The following is a 19,420-nucleotide window of genomic DNA, read 5'->3' as shown; positions in this document are numbered from 1 at the left end:
CCGTACCGGTCGCCCTGACCCGCACGCCCGCCGAGGATGGCGGGCAGTTCGCCGACGTAGAGGCGGCCCTTCACCGTCTGCGGTCCGGCGGGGACCCAGACCGTTTCCCCTCCGGCCCGGGTTTCCTGATCCCGCGGCTCGGAGTGGTGCGGGCTGACGAGCTTTACGCACAGGGAACGATGGGATGGCAAGCAGTGGCGGCCGTCCTCGAGAGCTATCTGGCCGGGCAGGACCCGTTTGAGGAGCGGGGGCTTCACGGGTTGACCAGGTAGCTGAGTAGCGCCGCCTGCGCTCCACTTACAGGGGTCCTGCCCGGACCGACGAACTGCGCGAACCAGACGAGGCCCGCACTCTCACCGCCATGGGCATCGGCTGTCTCCGCAGCGAGACCGGTCACCTGCAACAGGACAGCGGATGGCACAATCCGTTCACCGTCACCGTCGACCTCCAGATCCGCTGGCGCACCAGTCCCAAGTGCCACCTCGTCCACGGCCCCGCCGCCCGAATCGCGACGACCCTTGGTCGAGACCGGCACAGAGTCGCCGGGAAACAGTACGGGCACCTGCGACCTGTGCACCCATAGGGGACGTCCTCGACGTCGTCATCCGTCGGGCGGCGACCGTGACCCTGTCGCAACCCCCATGGCTCGCACTCGCCTATCACGCCTTCTGGCGATCCAGCCACGTCGACTGCGTCGTTTGCAAGCAGCGGACGCTGCTCGCGCACGGGTACTACCTGCCCGTCCCCAAGCAGACCCTTGGGCCAGGAGGACGCACGTTCCACCTGGTGCGGGTCGACGAGTCGGGACGGACCCGCCATGGTCCGACGCCCTGGTAAGCGGCCTTTTTGCGTTCCACGGGCGAGCGCGCGCGTTCCAGATCACCTCGGAGCGCAGCCCGAGTTGGGGTCTTCCGAATGCCGTGAGGAGCGCGCTTCTGCAGGTCAGATAGTTTCAGCCATACGCCACGAGGGCGGAGTATGGCTGGAACTCCTGCTGGAAACCCCGCTGCAACCCGTGATGTAACCCGAGCGCCGCCAGGCGGCCAACGGTGACAGGGTAGTGGAGTGGGAGCCCGGGCACGTAACGGGTTCACCGTTCGGCCTGGGGGGCGCCGGCAGGAGCCGAGCGAACCGGAGGATCGCCTGATCGGCGCTTCCAAGCTGTGCTTCAAAGGTCGACGAAACGTCGTACTCAGCCCGGGAGCCGCTTCCGGGGGCTCCGGTGACGCCATACGAACACCCCTCCACCGGCTCTCGTCCGGCTGAAGGGGTGTCCGCTCCTCAAACCGCAAGAGGCCAAGGTCGGCGCCGGTCAGACAGCGGTCTGCAGCGCCTTGACCTCGTTGCGGGCGGCGACGATGGCGGCGTGCTGGCGGCTGACTACCTCGCGGAAACCGGTGCTGAGATCGGCCTCGAGGGCCTTCTCGTACTCGGAGACGGCATGGTCCTCGCCGGTGACAGCCGCCCCCAGAACACTGCTGGCGTCGTCACCGGTCAGGGCGTCCTTGAGGGCGATCCACCCGCGGTGCAGGGCCGCGGTGGCGCTGCCGCCCTTGTCGACGTCGTCACCGTAATCGTGACCTAGCGCGACGATCTCCTGGCAGAAGTTCGCTCGCTGCCCCGAGAGCCGCTGCAGGGTCGCTGCCCACTCGGCGTGCTCATCGCCCCGCAGCTTTTCGGCGGCGGAGGCGAAGCCGCGCTCGCCGTCCTTCAGCGTCTCCACGAGTTCCTTGGCAACCTTGGCATCGTCCGACATGTGTGCTCCCTGAATCGGTGGATTGGACCGTCGGGTCGTACCCACCGGGGCGCGGTGCATGCGTCCAGCCGACCCCATCGCGACATAGCGTTCCAGAGGTAGCAGTGGGACGTTCCAAGTCGGCTGGGGGCGTCATCCGAGTTCCGGTCCGCTGAATGCCCCAGGATCGGCGTTTCCGCAGGTCAGATAGTTTCAGCCATACGCCACGAGGGGGGAGTATGGCCGAAAGTCCCTGCTGGGGGCCGTGGTGCAACCCCTGAAGCAACTCGGGCTCCGCTCGACGAAGACGGTCACAGGGCAGCGGAGGGTGGTGGCCCATCGATCCAATGTGCCTCGAGCGGCCGAGGAAGGGCGAAGCAGGGGGCCTGCCGTCCAGCAGAGCCACTGCGTGCTCGGCGGCCTCGGCGAGCTGGCCGGGGCAGTCCTCGCCGCCGCATCCCGGTGATCGTCCTCAGCCTGCCCCATGTGACACAAGTGCAGGCCACTGGGTAGTAACCCGTTCCGAGATCGGCCGGTGAGGACCAGAGGCCCGGGGGGGCGAGAATGCGGGAGCAAGGATCGGGTTACCTGGCACGGCCAGCGCCCAGTGGACTCGCCGACGTCATCGACATCGTGCTGGACAAGGGGATCGTCATCGATGCCTACGTCCGGGTGTCCCTCGTCGGCATCGAGCTCTTGACCATCGATGCCCGCATCGTGGTTGCCAGCGTGGACACGTACCTGCGCTTCGCCGAAGCCACCAATCGGCTCGACCTGTACGGCAAGGGCGGCGCGACACTCCCTGACGTGCTCAACGAGGGCGCCAGGAATACGGTCCGAAGTGTCGCGAGCACCGTGGTCCAGCACAAGGTCGAGGGCGCCATGGACACGGTGGAGGAGAAGGTCGGAAACATTTCGAGCGGCGTGAAGGAGAAGCTCACAAGCGCAGTGGACAAGGCGGGCGACCTGGTCGAGCAGGTCCTTCCCGGCGGCGATGAGGAAGGTCGAGACCCAGGGCCGACGGAAGACGAGTGAAAGGTGCACTTGCTGCGTGGTGCGCGGCAGCAGCCCTGCGGTGACGGGCAGCCCTCAGCCCGCGCCGACACCTCGACGCGCGTATGGGTCCCCGGTCAGCGTGGCCATCTGATCTAGGTTGGATCGGCGACTTGGCCAAGGCGACATGGACGGATCGCCGGTCTCCCGGTGAAACCGCAACTCCCGTCGGTGGATGAAAGGGCAGCACGAGATCCGATGGTGGACGTCATGCTGGCTGGCGGTATCTCGATGGCGGTGGCGCTGCTCGGCACGAAACCGTTCATCGCATTCCTCGTCCGGCGCCGCTACGGCCAGTTCATTCGTGACGACCTCATCCATCACCACGTCAAGCGGGGAAAGCCCACCATGGGTGGCGCGGTGATCATTGGCGCGGCGCTTGTCGGCTACTTCGGTTCACACGCGATGCTCCAGATCCTGAGCGTCACGGGGGTGCTCAAGGTGACCCACAGCGGCATCTCGCTCAGTGCCCTGCTCGTGCTCTTTCTGCTCACCGGACTCGGCCTGGTCGGGTTCCTCGACGACTACACCAAGATCCGGAAGGAGCGCAGCCTCGGCCTCACGGCAAAGCAGAAACTCATCGGCCAGACGCTGGTCACCGTCACTTTCGCCTTGGCCGCCCTGCTGGTGACCGACGAGCAGGGACTGTCGCCCGCCTCGACTGCGATCTCCTTCATCAGAGATACCCACGTCGATCTCGCCTTCGCCGGCCCGGCGGTGGCGGTGATCCTGTTCATCGCATGGGCCAACGTGCTCATCGCGGGGGCCTCGAACGGCGTGAACATCACCGACGGCCTGGACGGCCTGGCCACCGGGGCCTCGGTCATGGTGTTCGGCGCCTACACGGTGATCAGCATGTGGCAGTACAACCAAGGTTGTGACGTGATGCCCGGGCTGAGCTGCTACAACGTGCGCGACGCGCTCGACCTGGCCGTCGTCTCGTGCGCGATCGGCGGTGCCTGCTTCGGGTTCCTGTGGTGGAACGCCTCGCCGGCCCAGATCATCATGGGCGACACCGGCTCGCTCTCCCTCGGTGCGGCCTTGGCGGGGCTGGCCATCCTCACCCACACGCAGCTGCTGCTGGTGGTTCTGGGTGGCCTCTTCGTCATCGTCACCGCCTCGGTCATCATCCAGGTCATCAGCTTCAAGCTGACCGGCAAGCGGGTCTTTCGCATAGCCCCGCTGCACCACCACTTCGAGATGGTCGGGTGGTCCGAGGTCACCATCGTCGCCCGCTTCTGGATCATCGCCGGCATCTGCATCGGCGCAGGCCTGGCACTCTTCTTCGGCGAATGGGTCGCGAACGTCTAGGCCCGTCCGCGCGCTCGCCCGCTCACCGAGCGCGGAACGGGACGGAGATCGACGCCTCGTCGAACTCGGATAGCCGGGCGGTGAGGCGCAGCTGCCAGTCGCCGACGTACGGCACAGACAGGGCGTCCGCGGAGTAGTGGCCTGGCTCGACCCCCGCGATGGGGACCTCGAAGCGCACCTCAGGGTCGGCTGGGTCGATGAGGGTGGCCTCGAGCTGCGGGACGTCGACGAGATCGCCCGAGACGCTGCGGAGGTAGATGTCGGCGGCGTTCGTCCCCCTGCGCGCGGGGCTGATGGCGATCTCGAGGCGGCCTCCCGACAGGGCGGGGTCCACCGCGAAGTCATCGCCGATATGGACGGTCGCCCGGAACGGCGGCGAATAGCTCGTCCGGGCGGGAGCGGTGTCGACGAGCACTGACGTCACGCCGAGGATGAGCAGGCCCACGACGACCTCGACCGCAACCGAGGTGCGCAGCCGGCGCCGCTCCTGCAACGGCGCCGCATCAACGGTCGCCGGGCTAGACGCACCGTCCGCGTCGGCGCCGACAGACCGCGTATGGCGCGACACGAACCTCCGCGCGCGGTCGGCGAGCACGACGACAAGCAGGACGAGTGCGAGCTTGGCGATGAGGAGCAGGCCGAACCTCGTGCCGACGAGGGCGCCCGGCTCGCCGACCTGGCGCCAGCCGAGGTAGGTCCCGGTGACGGCCAGCACGACGAAGCACCACAGTGCGAGCCGCGAGAAGCGTTGCAGTGCAGGCGCGAGGTCAACCTTGTCCGCCGCACCGGTCCGGTCTGCCGCGGCCCGGCCGATGACCCGGGCCAGCAGCACGACCAGGCCGCCGAGCCACAGCGCCATGGCGAGCAGGTGCAGGGTCGTCGCGGGAACCGCGATCGCGACCTGGTCGCCGCTCTGGGCGTGGTCGGCGAGCGTCCACGTGAGGGGCAGCCCGGCCGCGAGCACCGCATACGCGGTTGCCCACGCGCGGGCCACTCGGTATGGCGCTGGGCTCGCGTCCGGCGCCTGCTGGAGATCGCGCGATGCACCGAGGTGAGCCTGGCGCACCAGACGCGCGAAGCACAGCGCGAGCACGGCGACGAGCGCGAGCCGCACGAGGACAGCGATGCCGAGCCGGGTCCCCGCGGTCTGCGCGAGCAGGTCGGGGGAGAGCGCGTGCGAGAGCGGCCGGGCCTCGGCATACGGCGCCTGGACGAGGAAGATGACGACGCTGGCCACGGCGAGGGCACCGAGACCCGCCCAGACGAGGCGGCACGCGCGACGGTCGTGCATCCCATTCGGCCACAGCACGATGACGAGGAGCCACCCACCGGTCGCGAGGGCGAGCCCGAGGAAGGCGACCCCGCGGCCGACGGCATCGAGCACGGGCAGGACAGGGCCCGCATCCGGGGGCTCGACGGTGGCCGCACTCGTCGCCGAGGGCGCGCCGACGCTGAACCGGAAGGCCCCGGCGACAACGTGGGAGTCGGCCGAGGTGACCCGCCACGAGACGACATACGTCCCGTCGGGCAGGTCCGCGGGTGGCGTGACCGCCGCGGTGTCCACGGCGCCGGCGAGATGCACGGGGGGAGCGGTCGAGATCGGGTCGCCGTTCGCGTCGAGCAGCTGGATCGACCGTGGGCCCAGCATGACCGCCTCGCTGAAGCGGAGCCAGATCCGGTCCGGGACGGTCCTCACCACGCTGTCGTCCTGGGGGTGTGCCTCGAGCAGGTCGGCATGCGCCTGCGCGTGGGGCAGGTTCAGCCCACCGACGATCTGGAGCACCGCGAAGGCGAGCGCTGCGAGCACGGGACCGGCGGCCCGGACGAGCCGTCGGTCCCGCGACATCCGCCCGGACGCCACCTATGGGGTCCGGGAGGGAGCCGGTTCGCCGGCCGTCGGGGCCGGCGCCACCTGTGGCGCCATACTGCGCCGCCGGGGCCCCACGGCCACCCAACCCGCTGTGGCCAGGGAGACGAGCAGGGCGGCACCGGACAGCCACGTCGCGATGCCTGAGCCGGACGCAGACCCCGCGGCGTCGCTCCCTCCGGCGTTCGAGGCGGCTGCGTTGCCGGTCGCCTTGGGGGTGAGCTTCAGGACAGGGGCAGGCCGGTCCAGTGAGGCACCCTCCGCCGGCTCCTGGATCCACCGCACGACGTCGCCGTCGCTGTAGTACTGGAGGACCTTGAAGACCATCTGGTCGGTCTCCGGGAACGGGCCTGCGCTCACAGTGAACTCGTCGAACTCACCCGGCTTCACGCCAGCCTCGGGTCGGTCCGCGGTCCACTCGACCTGCTGCACTGCCTCCGTGATGCTCTGACCGTGCGCGGTCACCGGAGTCGCAAGCGCCGCCTTGGTGACGGAGTAGGACCACCCGGGGTGCGGCTTGACCGATACGGAGGCCAAGGGGGTGTCGAGCGGGAACTGGACGACGACCTTGACCGTGCTCGCGTCGTCCTTCTCGGTCGGCGCCCGGAAGGAGAGTGCGCCGTAGCCACCCTGCTGGGCCGTACCCGGCTGCACCGTCACATGTGCCTGGGCGGCCGCGCCGCCAAGAGTGACCATGCCCAGGACTAGGGCAGCCACTGTGCCGAGGCGAAGCATCAGCCGCGGAACGGGCCGAAGGCGCAGACGAAGCGGTGTCGTGCTCACCCGATCTCCTCGGTCAAGGCGCCGATTGCCCGGCCCCGTTGAACGGCAGAGCGTAGCAGGGGGCCGAACCTTCAACGCTCCCAACCATTGACGGTGTACCTACGCCCCCGATAGCGTCCGCGAAATCAGTGCCGATGCAATGTTGGATCGGCGCGACGTCGCCGAACCAAAGGTAGGTATTCGTGCACGCCAAGATCCTGGCCCGTGGGGTGATCGCAGCAGCCGCTGTGGTCGCCCTTCAGTTTTCTTCCCTCGGTCTCGCCAGCGCCGACCCGTTTCCCAACCCCGTCACCCAAGGGTCGGTGAACGCCGCCAAGGCCGAGGCGACCAAGGCCCAGAACGCGGCGGACACCGCGGCCAAGGACGCCGCCAAGGGCGCCGAGCGGCTGTCCCGGGCACAGACCATCGCCGACCAGGACGCCGCAGAGGCCGAGCGGCTCGCCGCCATCGCCGACTCGACCGGGGCGAAGTCGGACCGCAACCGGGCGAATGCGGCAGCAGACAAGGCGGCCGCCTCTGCGGCGGACGCCGCGCAGGCGCAGCTCGCCTACTCGGCCCTGGCCGATCGGTCGGCCCAGGCGGAGGCAGCAGCGGCCGCGGCAGCAGACACTGCCGACAAGGAGGCCGCCTCCTTCTCCCGGATCACCCCCGGAACCTCGACCGAAGGTGCCGCCACCCTGCCCGACACCGGGTTCCGCCCCGACAACGCCACCCACTCGGACAACGTCGAGCTGGTCGACAGCGTCCGGGGCGTCCTGTCGCCGAACGGCAAGTGCCCGGCATACAAGGCGACCGGGTGCCCGGCGTTCTCGGCGCTCAACTTCGTCCACTACGAGAACCTCGGCTACGACGTCATGGTGGCGAACGGCACTGGTGGCCTGGCGATCTGGTCGCTCAAGGACCCGGCCCACCCGAGCTACATCTCCGCTGTCACCGTGCCAGAGCTCAAGCAGCCGGGCGAGACGATGACCCAGTTCTGGGAGGGTGAGAACCTCACCGTCGACAGCAGGCGAAAGCTCGTCTACATGACCCGGGACTCGGGGACCAAGGGCCTGTTCACGATCGACATCAAGGACCCGTGGCACCCGAAGGTCCTCGGCTTCCACAAGGTGCCGCTCGGGCACACCGCAACCTGCCTCAACGACTGCCGGTTCATCTGGTCCGTCGGCAGCGGCGTACGCGGCATCGCAAGCCCGGTGGCGGTGACCGACGTCCGGGACGTCAACCACCCGTTCACCTACGACAAGCCGTTCGCCTCCGACGTGCGCCGCACCGGGGCGACGTCCGGCTCGACCCACTCGGTCGACGTCGGCTTCGACGGGGTCGTCTGGGTCTCCGGCAGCGGCGGTGTGCGCGGCTACTGGACCGATGGCAAGCACCTCGACCCGACGACGGGCGAGAAGCGGATGGCCACGCCATACGACCCGATCCCCTACGCGGGCGGTTCGATCTCCGGCGCCGAGGGCCTGTTCCTCCACAACGCCTACCGCTTCCCGAACCAGCTCGGCGACCAGCCGAAGGGCGACGTGCTGCTCATCACCAACGAGAACAACCAGACCAGCTGCAGCAAGGCCGGGCAGTTCTACGTCACCTCACTCACGGGCACCTACGACGCGGACAACGTCGGCGCTGGAGGCATCCCGAAGCTGACGAAGCTCGCGTCGTACAGCCCTGGTGGCAAGCCGGGTCACTACGTCGACCCGACCGGCAAGGCCGGTGACTGCTCCGCCCACTGGTTCACGGTCAACGGCAACATCGTCGCGATCGCGTTCTACGAGCAAGGCGTCCGCTTCCTCGACATCTCGGACCCGACCGACCCGCAGCAGGTCGGCTGGTTCCGGGTGCCGGACCGGGCGGCGGGCGGCGACAAGCCGGCCGTCGAGGGCAGCGACGCGTCGGCGGCCTACTGGCACGGTGACTACGTCTACGTCTCCGACTACGGCCGGGGCATCGACGTCATCAAGTACAACGGGGAGGTCCCCGGCAAGAGCGAGAAGAAGGTCTGCTGGAACTCCTGCGAGAAGTAGCTGACGCAGCGGACGGAGCGCCCCTGCCGGCCTCGGCAGGGGCGCTCCCTCCTGACTCACGCTGCACCGGACTTGCCGCGCAGCACCCCGAAAGGCTCCGTCCATGTCTCACCTCCCGGCCCGTCGCCGATCCCGGCCGATCCTCGGAGCCGGCATCCTCGTCGCAGCCCTCTCCCTGACCGCGTGCTCGGACGCCCCGAGCACGCCGGACGCCCCCCGTGCGCCCATCACCTTCGGCGTGCTCGCGCCGCTCACTGGGACCGAGGCGGCCCGCGGGCAGGACCTCGCGGACGGCGCCCGGATGGCCGAACGCGACCTCAACGCCCGCGGCGGCGTCATCGGGCGGCACGTCTCTGTCACGGTCGAGGATGACGCGTGCACGGACGCGGGGGCCCGCGACGCCGTAGGAAAGCTGGTCGCCGTAAAGGTTGCCGGGATCGTGGGAACCGTTTGCGACGACGCCGCGAAGGGGGCGATCAAGGCCGTCGCGCCGGCCGGGCTGCCCCTGCTTGTCAGCAGTGCCCACGGTGAGGACGTCGTCTCCGAAGACGCTGGTGCCGCCTACCTCATGGACTCCACTCCCTACCAAGCCGCGCTCGCCACGGTGCACTGGCTCTCCTATCTCGATGCGCAACGGCTCGCCGTCATCTCCAGTCGCGCGGCCGAGGCGGAATCCCTCGCCGACCGAGTGAGCCAGCTCGCGAGCCCCGTGCCGAAGCTCGTGACCCGGCAGCACTGGGACACAGCTGCAGCAGGGCTGGCGACCGTTGTCGACGTGGCCCTCAAGCCCCGGCCGGACGCTGTCTACTGGTCCGGCGACGCCAAGCCGGGCGCGGACCTGCTCGCGGCCCTGCGCCGCAAGGGCTACTCGGGCACCGTCATCCTGTCCGCGCAGGCGGAGCAGGCGGGCTTCACGGCGGCGGCCGGCCCCGCCGGTGAGAACGTCTACACGGTGGTCCCCGGGAGCGCCCAGAACCTGCCCGCCGCGGCGGCCTGGGCGGCCCGGTTCGAGAAGCTCTACAACCGGGCCCCGTCGCGGGACGCCATGCTGGCGTATGACGCAGTGCGGGCCCTCGGACGCTCGGTGACCCAGACGGGCACCGTCGACGCGGCCCGCAACAGCGCCGAGCTGTCGCGGCTCGACGAGCGGTTCACCACGTTCCTCGGCCCGCTCCGGTTCGCCCCGGACCACACGCTGAAGTACGGCACCGACGTCGTCCTCGCACTGGGCAACGGGGGATGGACGCTGAAGAACACGCTGCGCTCCCACTACGCCTCCTCCGACCAGGGCGCGGAGCAGTGAGGCGCGCGGTTCCCGCCCGGTGGCGAGCCGTCGCAATGGCCCCTGCCGTCGCGCTCGCCCTGCCCCTCGCCGCCTGCTCGAGCACGCCGCCCCCGGCGGCGGCCACCAAGACGGCCTACACGGCGGATGATGTGAAGGGCGCGTACTTCAAGGCGAAAGACCTCGGTCCCGAGGTCGAGGAGTACTGGTACGACAAGGACTTCCACTCGCACAACAACTTCGTGCCGGAGACCGCGATCGAGACCTGCCCGCTCGTCAACCGGTCGAACGCCCCTGGCGATGTCACCAACGTGATCGAGCCGCTCGCCGCCGAGCCCGTACAGCGGTTCGTCGTCGCACCGGTGTCGGACAGCGACTTCATGGCCCCGACGATCCTCCAGGGCGCGTTGAGGTTCGGCAGCGACACGATCGCCGACAAGGCCATGGGCGAGGTGATGGCAGCCCTGGCGAAGTGCCCGGCACAGTACGAGGTGCCCGGCGGGCCGCCGCCGATCCTCGGGACCTACCGGATGAGCAGCCGCCCGCTCGAGCTCCCCGGCTGGAAGGGGTTCATCCAGCAGCTCGGCCACACCGATCCCGGGCGGCAGGACACGGTCTACTACGAGGACTTCGCCAACGTCGTCCTGCACCGGGCCAACCTGATCGTCTACGTCCAGGTGACGCAGCGGAAAGTGATCGGTGACCCGTCGGAGGCGGTGAATCAGGTCCGCAAGGTGGCCGAGATCGTGACCACGCGACTGGGCTGACCGCCGCGTCCAACCGGCGAAATGTCCGATGTGCGGAGTTTGCCCAAACCGCCACGCCACGCCCAGACCGGCGATTAGCCTGCTTCACGCCCGTCCTGAAGCACCGTCAGCTGGAGTCCCCGTGCGCCGCAGTCGCCCGATCGTCCCCGCCATCCTCGCCGCCGCCGCGGCCGGGGCGACCGCCCTCACCACGGCACCGGCAGCCGAGGCGGCACCCGCGACGCCCGGGACGATCTCCTCGGTCACGGCCAAGCCCGGCCCCAATGCCGGCCAGGTGACCTTCACCTGGGCCGCCTCCGGCGCGAACACGACCGGTTTCGTCATCGAGACCGGCCTGACGACCTTCAAGGTCGGGGACCCGGTGCTGCCCGACCACGGCCGCAACGCGAAGTACTTCACGATCCCGGCGAACCGCCGCTCGGTCACCCTGACCGCCGCGCAGGTCGCGTCGGCCGGGGCGCCCGCTGCCTCCGCGAACCACCTCCACTACCGGTTCAAGGCGGTCAACCAGACGAAGGCGGGCACCGCCGTCCGGAACTGGCCGTACCTGCAGAACGTGCCCGTCCAGCCGGCCACCCCGTCGGCGCGGGGGACCAGCCTGCGGGTCGCGACCTACAACGTGCACACGGCGACGGCGAGCAGCGGCGTGCGCGCCTGGACCGCCCGGGTGCCGGGCATCGCCAAGACGATCCTGTCCCGCAACCCCGGCATCGTGTCCCTGCAGGAGCTCGGGATCGGACGCGCGGACGGCAGCACCACGCCCGCCGCCATCGACTCGCTCACCCAGATCCAGAGCCTCCTGAACACCCTCAAGGCGCAGGGCGGGGGCCGCTACCAGCTGGTCCGCAGCAGCCGCTTCATCGCGCCGGGAAGCCCCGAGGCGATCCAGGGGGCGCGCATCCTCTACGACACGAGTCGCTTCCGGGTCGTCAGCTCCTGCCCGGACCGCTCCGACAGCAAGCCGCTCACCAACAACAGCTACTCGAGCTCCTGCACCATCGTCCTGCCGATGCTGAGCGGAGACAGCGCGTGGAGCCGCCGCCGAGCCTCCTACGCGCTCATGGCCGACCGCGCCACCGGTAAGCAGTTCTACGTCGTGTCGGTCCACCTCGACCAGCGACAGAGCACCAACCAGGCGACGGAACGCACCTACGAGAAGCTGCGCGCCACGCAGCTCAGGGCCGTCATGAGCCGCATCGCGCAGCTCAACACCGGCGGGCTGCCCGTCGTGCTCGCCGGCGACCTCAACACGTACCAGAACAACCAGGGCGGGTATGACGCACACGACGCCCTCGTGTCCGCCGGCTACTACGACACGGCCGCCGCCGTCACCCGCGTCAACGACCGGTACACCACGATGAACCACTTCGCCTGCACCCTCAGCGTGCCGGGGAGCGGGTGGGGGAGCCGGCTCGACGTCGTCGCGGTCAAGGGCGTCTCAGGAGCTCCGCGTTGGGAGAACCTCCTGGCCAAGACCGACTGCGCCCGTCCGTCCGACCACAACATGGTCGTCGCGGACATCCGCCTGCCCTGACCGCCACCGCGCCGGCCTCGACCACCGGCCGAGCGCGCGTCGGGGCCTGACCCGTTGCTACCGTCCCGGCGTGATTCTCGAACACGCCCTCCTGCCCGTCCGTCCCGGCACCGAGCCGGAGTGCTGACGCCGACCGGCTCCGGACAAGTCGATACCGTCGTACCCATGGACCGGCAGCACGCGCAGCAGCAGCACGCAGACCAGCAGCTCGAGCAGCCCCTCGACGGCCAGTCCCCGGACCAGCGGACGATGCGCGACCGCATGCTCGCCGGTGACCTCTACATCGCCGATGACCCCCAGCTCGCCGAGGAGTCGGCCCGCGCCCAGCGCCTCAGCCACGAGTACAACACCATGGACCCGACCGACCACGTCGGCCGCCGGCGCGTCCTCACCGAGCTGCTCGGATCCTTCGGCGAGGACAGCGAGATCCGCCCGCCGTTCCGCTGCGACTACGGCTACCAGACCACCTTCGGCGCGCGCTCCTTCGCGAACTGGGGCCTCGTCAGCCTCGACGTCGCCCGCGTCGCGATCGGCGATGACGTCCAGATCGGGCCGAATGTCCAGCTGCTCACGGCCACGCACCCCCTCGACCCCGGTCCGCGCCGTGACAAGTGGGAGGCAGCCGAGCCGATCATGATCGGCGACAACGTCTGGCTCGGTGGCGGCGTCATCGTCTGCCCGGGCGTGACCATCGGCGAAAACACGGTCGTCGGCGCCGGGTCGGTCGTGACCCGCGACCTGCCGGCCGACGTCATCGCCGTCGGCTCGCCGGCGCGCGTCATCCGCGAGCTCTGAGCCAAACTCTGACGCCAGCACCCATATCGAGCCAGGCACCGAACCCGCCGAGCCCTCGTAACCGCCCCCGCCGGTATACATGACGGCATACGGTAAACGCATGTCGTGGGACGGCCTCATCGAGATCTTCAACCCTGGCCACAAGCACCTGGCCGAGGAGCGCGACCGCAAGCGCATCGAGGCGCAGATCCCCGGGTCCGAGGGCGACCCGCTGCGCGACTTCGAGCGCGGCATCATCCGCATCACGCTCCAGCCGCCTCCGAGCGAGCCGCTCCACCGTCCAGCCGAGCCCGGCGAGGATCAGACCCAGGACTGACGCACCGGTGCGGTCCGGCCCCTTACGCTCTGGCTCGTGCCGACCGAACCGACCCGCGACACGGGCCTGCTGACGCGCCTCTACACCTGGCCGCAGCGGCATGCCCTCCTCATCGACGGCGTCCTCGGCCTCGGGCTCTGGCTCGCCTTCCTCGTCATGTCTGGTCCGGTGCGCCCGGATTACCTCTTCATCGGCACGGCCCAGACCCTCCCGCTCGTCCTCCGTCGCCGCGCCCCGACGCTGGTCTTCACGGTCGTCTCGCTCGCGTGTGCGCTGCAGCTCTCGCTCGCCCGGCCGATGATCTCCGACGTCGGTTTCCTCTTCGCGACCTACGCCCTCGCGGCGTACGGCCGCCACCCCGGTCTCCGGTGGGCCGGGCTCGGGGTCGGGGTCATCGGAGCCTTTCTCGCGCTCTTCGGCCTCGGCATCACGCCCGGGAACCGCTACGCACTGCTGATGTCCTTCGGGCTCCTCGTGGGCCTGCCCGTCATGGCGTGGTTCGCCGGCGACGTGAAGCGCTCCCGCCTCCGCGTCGTCGCCCACCTCACGGAGCAGAACGCGGCCCTCCGCCGCGACCGGGACCAGCGCGCCCAGCTCGCCGCCCAGGCCGAGCGGGGACGCATCGCGCGCGAGATGCACGACATCGTCGCGCACAGCCTCTCGGTCGTGGTGGTCCAGGCCGACGGGGCCGCGTATGCCGCGGAGCACGCTCCCGCGTGGACGCGCGGTCATGCGTCGGCGGTGTTGCAGACGATCAGTGCGACCGCTCGTGAGGCGCTCGACGAGACCCGCCGCCTCGTCGGGGTGCTGCGTGAATCCGGTGACGGCGCAGCGGAATACGCGCCGACCGCCTCGCTTGCAGACGTCGGTGACCTCGTGGCGCGGGTTCGCGCCGCCGGCCACGATGTGGCGCTAGAGGTCAGGGGAGCGGCCGGGTCGGTCCCGAGGGAGGTCGAGCTCGCGGCATACCGCATCGTGCAGGAGGCGCTGACGAACGTCCTCAAACACGCAGGCCCGGCGGCCCATGTCCAGGTCGTCATCACCCACGATGACCCCCTCATCGTCGAGGTCGAGGACGACGGGCGCGGCGCCGCCGCCGTGGACGACGGCGGCGGCAACGGCCTCGTCGGGATGCGCGAGCGAGCCCTGGCGACGGGTGGCGTGCTCGAGGCCGGCCCGCGACCCGGCGGCGGCTATCGTGTGCGAGCCGAGCTTCCCCTGACGACAAGGAGATCCGCGTGACGGACACGCCCGCAGAGAGCCGGATCCGGATCGTCCTCGTCGACGACCAGCAGCTCGTCCGGGCCGGCTTCCGGATGGTTCTGGACGCGCAGGACGACATGGTCGTCGTCGGTGAGGCAGGCGACGGCCAGGTGGCCCTCGACCTGCTGGCCCGCATGGCGGCGGACGTCGTCCTGATGGACATCCGGATGCCGCGCCTCGACGGGGTCGCCGCGACCCGCGAGCTGCTCACGCGTCCGGACCCGCCCCGCGTCGTGGTGCTCACCACCTTCGACCTCGACGAGTACGCGTTCGCGGCGCTCAAGGCCGGGGCGGCCGGGTTCCTCCTCAAGGACGCCGGACCGACCGACCTGCTTGCTGCGATCCGCGCCGTGCATCGCGGCGACTCCGTCATCGCGCCGAGCACGACGCGGCGCCTCCTCGATCACTTCTCGGCCCACCTGCCAGAGGACCCGCGCGACGTCGAGGCTGCGAACCACCAAGCGGCGCAACGGCTCTCACCGCTGACCCCCCCGCGAGATCGAGGTCCTCACCGCCATCGGTCAGGGCCTGACGAACACCGAGATCGCAGCGGCCCTCCACCTGGCCGAGGCCACCGTCAAGACCCATATCGGCCGGATCCTCGCCAAGCTCGCACTGCGCGACCGCGTCCAGATGGTCATGCTGGCCTACGAGACCGGGCTCGTGCAGGTACGACCACGGTCGTAGTCCGACGCCGACAGGTTCGGTCCCAGCGCCGATGTGGGGCCGGTGGTGGCGCCGAGAGGGTGGCACCATGACGACCCACCCGACGACAGGCACCCTCGCGCCGACACCCGGCTCGCGCCCCAGGCCCGCCGCCCGCGCCCGCAACCTCACGAAGCTCTACGGCTCCGCCGGCACCGCCGTCCGCGCCCTCGACGACGTGTCCGTCGACCTCGCCGCCGGCCGGCTCACCGCCATCATGGGCCCGTCCGGCTCCGGCAAGTCAACCCTCATGCATTGCCTGGCCGGCCTCGACACCCCGACCTCCGGGCACGTCTTCCTCGGCGACACCGATCTGACCCTCCTCGGCGACCGCGCCCTGACCCTGCTTAGGCGCCAGCGGGTCGGCTTCGTCTTCCAGTCGCTCAACCTCCTGCCGATGCTGACCGCGAGGCAGAACATGCTGCTTCCCCTCAAGCTCGCCGGCCGGCGTCCCGACCGCGACTGGATGGGCCGGGTCGTCGACGTCCTCGGACTTGCGGACCGGCTCGACCACCGGCCGAGCGAGCTCTCCGGCGGCCAGCAGCAGCGCGTCGCCGTCGCCCGGGCGCTGCTGACCCGCCCGGACGTCATCTTCGCCGACGAACCGACCGGCGCCCTCGACTCTCAGACCGGGGCGCAGATGCTGTCCTTCCTCCGCACGTCGGTGCGCGAGCTCGGCCAGACCGTCGTCATGGTGACCCACGACCCGCGCGCCGCGACCTACGCCGACCGCGTCGTCCTGCTCGCCGACGGCCGGGTGGCGGGCGAGCTCGCCCACCCGGACGCGGACACCGTCCTCGACGCCATGCGCACCCTGGGGGCCTGACGTGCTGACCCTGACCATCGCGTCGCTGCGGCAGCAGGCGCGCCGCTACGTCGCGCCGATCCTCGCGGTCGTCATCGGCGTCGCCTTCGTCGCCGCGAGCATGACGCTGACGACCTCCCTGAAGTCCTCGACCAAGGCCGCCCTCACCGGCGACCTGTCGCACTACGCCGCCGTCGTGCTGCCCGGGGACAGCGGGCCGATCCCCGAGTCCGCCGTCCAGAGGCTGCGTCACACCGCGGGCGTCGCCGACGTCCTCGTGCAGCACACCGGCTGGATCGAGCTGGACCTCTCCAGCGGGCCACGGCACGTGCGGGTCTCGACGCCGCCCTCCCCGACGAGCGCGGCCAAGGTCGTCCAGGGACGGCTGCCGGCTGCCGCTGGAGAGATCACGCTCTCCACGTCGGCGGCGGCCGGGACCGATCTCGGCGTCGGTGACCACGTCAGCCTCGGGGCGCCCGGCGCAGAGAAGCCGCGCACCGTCACCGTCGTCGGCGTCGTCGATGCCGCCGCCGACCCGCGCTACGGGTCCACGCCGGTCGCCTTAGCGGGCGCCGTGGAGGTCACGGCCTGGACGGGGGAGCCGGGCTACGACGAGGTGGACGTCGCCGGGGCGGCCGGCGCATCCGCCGATCTCGTGCGCGGCGAGGTCGCCGCCGCCCTCGGGGACTCCTTCGTGGTGCGCACCGGGGACGAGCAGGCCGAGAGGCTGCTGGTCCAGGCCACCGGGCACGTCGACGTGCTCGGCACGATGCTGCTTGCCTTCGCCACGGTCGCGCTCTTCGTGTCCGCCCTCGTCATCGGCAACACCTTCGCCATCCTCATCGCGCGTCGGCGCCGGGACACCGCCCTGCTCCGCTGCGTCGGCGCCACCGGTCGCCAGGTGCGCCGGCTCGCCCTCGTCGAGTCGTTCGTCGTCGGGCTCCTCGGGGCCCTCGCCGGCCTCGCCGTCGGGATCGGCCTCGCTGCCATCCTCGCCCGGATCGCGAACGCGAGCGCCGCGCTCGGGCTGCCCCACCTGACCCTCACCCTCGACGCGGCACCGCTGGTCGTGCCCGCGGTGGCCGGTGTCGTCGTCACCGTCCTCGCCGCCTCGCTCCCGGTGTGGCGGGCGGGTCGGGTCGCGCCGCTCGAGGCGCTCCGGCCGGCCCTGCCCGCGGTGGGCCGCTCGAAGGCCTCGGTCGTCCGGCTCGTCGTCGCGGTCGTGCTGGCCCTCGGCGGGACGGCGCTGCTCGTCGGCGGCCCCGCCCTGGCAGGCCCGTCCGCCATGACGCAGGGACTGCTCGTCGCGATCTTCGGTGGGGCCGTCTCGTTCCTCGGCATCCTGCTCCTCGCGAGCCGCTACGTCCCCGCCGTCGCGCGGTTGCTCGGTCGGCTTCCCGGCCGGATCGCGGGCCCGCCCGGAGAGCTCGCCGTCGACAACGCCGTCCGCAACCCCTCCCGGGCCGCCGCGACGTCGGCGGCCCTGCTGGTCGGGGTCTCGCTCATCGCGATGATGCTCGTCGGCGGCCAGTCCGCCAGCGAGAGCGTCGCCCACGAGATCGACAGCCACTATCCGGTCGACGTCATGGTCAGCGGGTCGGCCGGCAGGCTCCCGGCCGACCCGGTCAGCCGCCTCGAACGCTTGCCCGAGGTGGCCGCCGCCGCGCGGCTCCCGCAGGCGACGGTCGAGATGAGCGGCCCCGCGGGCTCGTCGATAGCGGAGGGTATGCCGCTGACCGGCCTCCCGACGAACGTGGCCCAGGTGCTCCGCGAGCCGGCGCTCCTCGCGGCGGCCACTCCTGGGACCCTCCTGGTCGACCGGGACGTCGCTCAGGACGCCCAGCTGACCACGGGGGAGCGGGTCACCGTGAAGGTGGGTGAGCGGCATACGACTCTCGTGGTGCACGTCGGAGGCCGGCTGCCCCATCCCTACCTCGCGGTGGAGGCGGACCTGCGGCGCCTGGCGCCGGCCGGGAGCACCGCGGAGGTGTGGCTGCGGCTGCGCGAGGGCGTCGACGTGCCCAAGGCGATGGAGACGGTCAACGCTGCCGCGTCCGACGTGCCGGGCCTGGTGGTGGGCGGCTCGGCGCCGGAGCGGGCGCAGCTCGGCCAGGCGCTCGACGTCGTGCTGCTCGTCGTCACGGCCCTGCTCGGGATCTCCGTGCTCATTGCCGTGGTCGGCGTCGGCAACACCCTGTCGCTCTCGGTCCTCGAGCGGACCCGCGAGTCGGCGCTGCTGCGCGCGATCGGACTGACCCGCGGCCAGCTGCGGCTCACCGTCGCGATCGAGGCGCTCATCCTCGCCGCGGTCGGCGCGGTCGTCGGCTGTGTGCTCGGAATCGGCTACGGGTGGGCCGGCGTTCGCGCCATCCTCGGCGCGGAGAACACCGCCATCCTGTCGGTGCCATGGGAGCGCCTCGGCCTCGTCGTCGCGCTCGCGCTCGTCGCCGGACTGCTCGCCTCGGTCCTGCCCGCTCGACGGGCCGCCCGCGTCGCGCCGGCCGTCGCGCTCGCCAGCGAGTGACGGCGCACGCCCGGCGGGCTATGGTCACAGCACGACGAGGGGAGTGAGCATGGACTGGGCCATCCCACCCGCACCGGTGCTCGATCAGCCGGTCACCGCGCCGGACGCGCACGAGGTCATCGTGCCCGCCGAGGAACGGGACGAGCACCACACCTGGGTCAACCTCGAGAGGGGCGTCGTGCACGTCGCCGTGCCGCCCGAGCGGTTCGGGCCCGCCTGGGACGCCGACCCCGGGCGCCAGGTGGCCGAGTAGCACTCACCCCGCCCGCGCGGTCCCGCGCGGGCGGGGGTGAGCGGCATACCGGGATGTCCTCCACGGCGCCTGACGAACCCCTTGTTAGCCTGCAGCAATGACTGACGCCCCGTCGGCCGGCCGGGCCACCGCCACGCGGGCCTCGGTCGACCCGCGCGCGGAGCGCGTCGCCGCCGCCGTCAAGATCTGGCAGCGCACGCTTGTCGACCTCGGCGGGCGCAACACGCTGCTGTTCTACCGGGACCTCGCCGTCGGCACCCTCGACCTCACCCACGCCCACCCGAGCGGCCTGGCCATGCTCCTCGCCGGCCGCCCGACCCGGCTCTCGACGCTCGTGCGCGAGGCCGGCACGCTCGCGGACGCCCGCCGCCGGGCGCGCGCCATCCGCGCCAAGACCCTC

Annotated in this window: 17 protein-coding genes and 1 pseudogene; 15 read left to right on the top strand and 3 right to left on the bottom strand. The window is 70.9% G+C overall.

The features are described from left to right. The coding region (locus ACTHJJ_RS14130) for a hypothetical protein (RefSeq protein WP_440303576.1) at positions 1–272 on the top strand (272 nt) is incomplete at its 5' end. A gap of 1,040 nt (positions 273–1,312) precedes the next feature. On the opposite strand, the gene ACTHJJ_RS14125 is transcribed toward ACTHJJ_RS14130, so the two are convergent. Continuing rightward, a complete protein-coding gene (locus ACTHJJ_RS14125; RefSeq protein WP_440303575.1) occupies positions 1,313–1,756 on the bottom strand; it encodes a PA2169 family four-helix-bundle protein in 444 nt (147 codons plus the stop codon). 543 nt (positions 1,757–2,299) lie between these two features. Between ACTHJJ_RS14125 and gvpJ the strand changes: the two genes are divergently transcribed. After that, entirely contained in the window at positions 2,300–2,770 is a 471-nt protein-coding gene (gene gvpJ, locus ACTHJJ_RS14120) for a gas vesicle protein GvpJ (protein WP_440303574.1), read from the top strand. A gap of 216 nt (positions 2,771–2,986) precedes the next feature. Then, positions 2,987–4,099, top strand: a complete 1,113-nt coding sequence (gene mraY / locus ACTHJJ_RS14115) for a phospho-N-acetylmuramoyl-pentapeptide-transferase (RefSeq protein WP_440303573.1) — start codon at positions 2,987–2,989, stop codon at positions 4,097–4,099. Between the two features lie 22 nt (positions 4,100–4,121). Here the strand turns inward: mraY and ACTHJJ_RS14110 are convergent, their stop codons facing one another. Together ACTHJJ_RS14110 and ACTHJJ_RS14105 are read right to left on the bottom strand one after the other, a co-directional pair. Beyond that, complete coding sequence (locus tag ACTHJJ_RS14110) at positions 4,122–5,945, bottom strand: copper resistance CopC/CopD family protein (protein WP_440303572.1); 1,824 nt, start codon at positions 5,943–5,945, stop codon at positions 4,122–4,124. Positions 5,946–5,960: 15 nt separating this feature from the next. Continuing rightward, a complete protein-coding gene (locus ACTHJJ_RS14105; RefSeq protein WP_440303571.1) occupies positions 5,961–6,683 on the bottom strand; it encodes a YcnI family copper-binding membrane protein in 723 nt (240 codons plus the stop codon). Between the two features lie 248 nt (positions 6,684–6,931). Here ACTHJJ_RS14105 and ACTHJJ_RS14100 point away from each other — a divergent pair, with 248 nt between their 5' ends. The 12 genes and pseudogenes from ACTHJJ_RS14100 to ACTHJJ_RS14045 all read left to right on the top strand — a co-directional run. Then, positions 6,932–8,776, top strand: a complete 1,845-nt coding sequence (locus ACTHJJ_RS14100; RefSeq protein ID WP_440303570.1) for an LVIVD repeat-containing protein — start codon at positions 6,932–6,934, stop codon at positions 8,774–8,776. Positions 8,777–8,879: 103 nt separating this feature from the next. Further along, positions 8,880–10,079: a branched-chain amino acid ABC transporter substrate-binding protein gene (locus ACTHJJ_RS14095; RefSeq protein WP_440303569.1), complete on the top strand. Its 1,200-nt coding sequence runs from the start codon at positions 8,880–8,882 to the stop codon at positions 10,077–10,079. Positions 10,080–10,114: 35 nt separating this feature from the next. Next, complete coding sequence (locus ACTHJJ_RS14090) at positions 10,115–10,825, top strand: hypothetical protein (protein WP_440303568.1); 711 nt, start codon at positions 10,115–10,117, stop codon at positions 10,823–10,825. A gap of 121 nt (positions 10,826–10,946) precedes the next feature. Then, positions 10,947–12,359 carry a hypothetical protein gene (locus ACTHJJ_RS14085; RefSeq protein ID WP_440303567.1) on the top strand — a complete coding sequence of 471 codons (1,413 nt, stop codon included), beginning with the start codon at positions 10,947–10,949 and terminating at the stop codon, positions 12,357–12,359. 249 nt (positions 12,360–12,608) lie between these two features. Beyond that, positions 12,609–13,154, top strand: coding sequence for a sugar O-acetyltransferase (locus ACTHJJ_RS14080; protein ID WP_440303577.1), 546 nt, complete (start codon positions 12,609–12,611; stop codon positions 13,152–13,154). A gap of 100 nt (positions 13,155–13,254) precedes the next feature. After that, entirely contained in the window at positions 13,255–13,470 is a 216-nt protein-coding gene (locus ACTHJJ_RS14075; protein ID WP_440303566.1) for a hypothetical protein, read from the top strand. Positions 13,471–13,506: 36 nt separating this feature from the next. Next, on the top strand, positions 13,507–14,712 hold the full coding sequence (locus tag ACTHJJ_RS14070) for a sensor histidine kinase (RefSeq protein ID WP_440303565.1): 1,206 nt from the start codon (positions 13,507–13,509) through the stop codon (positions 14,710–14,712). A gap of 74 nt (positions 14,713–14,786) precedes the next feature. Continuing rightward, positions 14,787–15,420: pseudogene (locus tag ACTHJJ_RS14065) on the top strand (response regulator). Between the two features lie 67 nt (positions 15,421–15,487). Beyond that, the gene (locus ACTHJJ_RS14060; RefSeq protein ID WP_440303564.1) at positions 15,488–16,264 is read left to right on the top strand and encodes an ABC transporter ATP-binding protein; all 777 of its coding nucleotides are present in this window, start codon (positions 15,488–15,490) and stop codon (positions 16,262–16,264) included. A 1-nt stretch (position 16,265) separates the two neighbouring features. Then, complete coding sequence (locus ACTHJJ_RS14055; RefSeq protein WP_440303563.1) at positions 16,266–18,767, top strand: FtsX-like permease family protein; 2,502 nt, start codon at positions 16,266–16,268, stop codon at positions 18,765–18,767. A 49-nt stretch (positions 18,768–18,816) separates the two neighbouring features. Beyond that, a complete protein-coding gene (locus ACTHJJ_RS14050; RefSeq protein WP_440303562.1) occupies positions 18,817–19,020 on the top strand; it encodes a hypothetical protein in 204 nt (67 codons plus the stop codon). A gap of 97 nt (positions 19,021–19,117) precedes the next feature. Then, positions 19,118–19,420, top strand: a 303-nt coding sequence (locus ACTHJJ_RS14045; protein WP_440303561.1) for a hypothetical protein, incomplete at its 3' end; no start/stop codon positions are given.

Source organism: Intrasporangium sp. (genome assembly GCF_051961875.1).
Taxonomy (GTDB): Bacteria; Actinomycetota; Actinomycetes; order Actinomycetales; family Dermatophilaceae; genus Intrasporangium_A.
This window is presented reverse-complemented; position numbering and strand designations above follow the sequence as displayed.

Coding starts and splice junctions, on each gene's coding strand:
- ACTHJJ_RS14090 (WP_440303568.1), top strand. CDS start 10,115: ATGGCCCCTGCCGTCGCGCTCGCCCTGCCCCTCGCCGCCTGCTCGAGC.
- ACTHJJ_RS14080 (WP_440303577.1), top strand. CDS start 12,609: ATGCGCGACCGCATGCTCGCCGGTGACCTCTACATCGCCGATGACCCC.
- ACTHJJ_RS14125 (WP_440303575.1), bottom strand. CDS start 1,756: ATGTCGGACGATGCCAAGGTTGCCAAGGAACTCGTGGAGACGCTGAAG.
- ACTHJJ_RS14075 (WP_440303566.1), top strand. CDS start 13,255: ATGTCGTGGGACGGCCTCATCGAGATCTTCAACCCTGGCCACAAGCAC.
- ACTHJJ_RS14050 (WP_440303562.1), top strand. CDS start 18,817: ATGGACTGGGCCATCCCACCCGCACCGGTGCTCGATCAGCCGGTCACC.
- gvpJ (WP_440303574.1), top strand. CDS start 2,300: ATGCGGGAGCAAGGATCGGGTTACCTGGCACGGCCAGCGCCCAGTGGA.
- ACTHJJ_RS14095 (WP_440303569.1), top strand. CDS start 8,880: ATGTCTCACCTCCCGGCCCGTCGCCGATCCCGGCCGATCCTCGGAGCC.
- mraY (WP_440303573.1), top strand. CDS start 2,987: ATGGTGGACGTCATGCTGGCTGGCGGTATCTCGATGGCGGTGGCGCTG.
- ACTHJJ_RS14060 (WP_440303564.1), top strand. CDS start 15,488: ATGACGACCCACCCGACGACAGGCACCCTCGCGCCGACACCCGGCTCG.
- ACTHJJ_RS14110 (WP_440303572.1), bottom strand. CDS start 5,945: ATGTCGCGGGACCGACGGCTCGTCCGGGCCGCCGGTCCCGTGCTCGCA.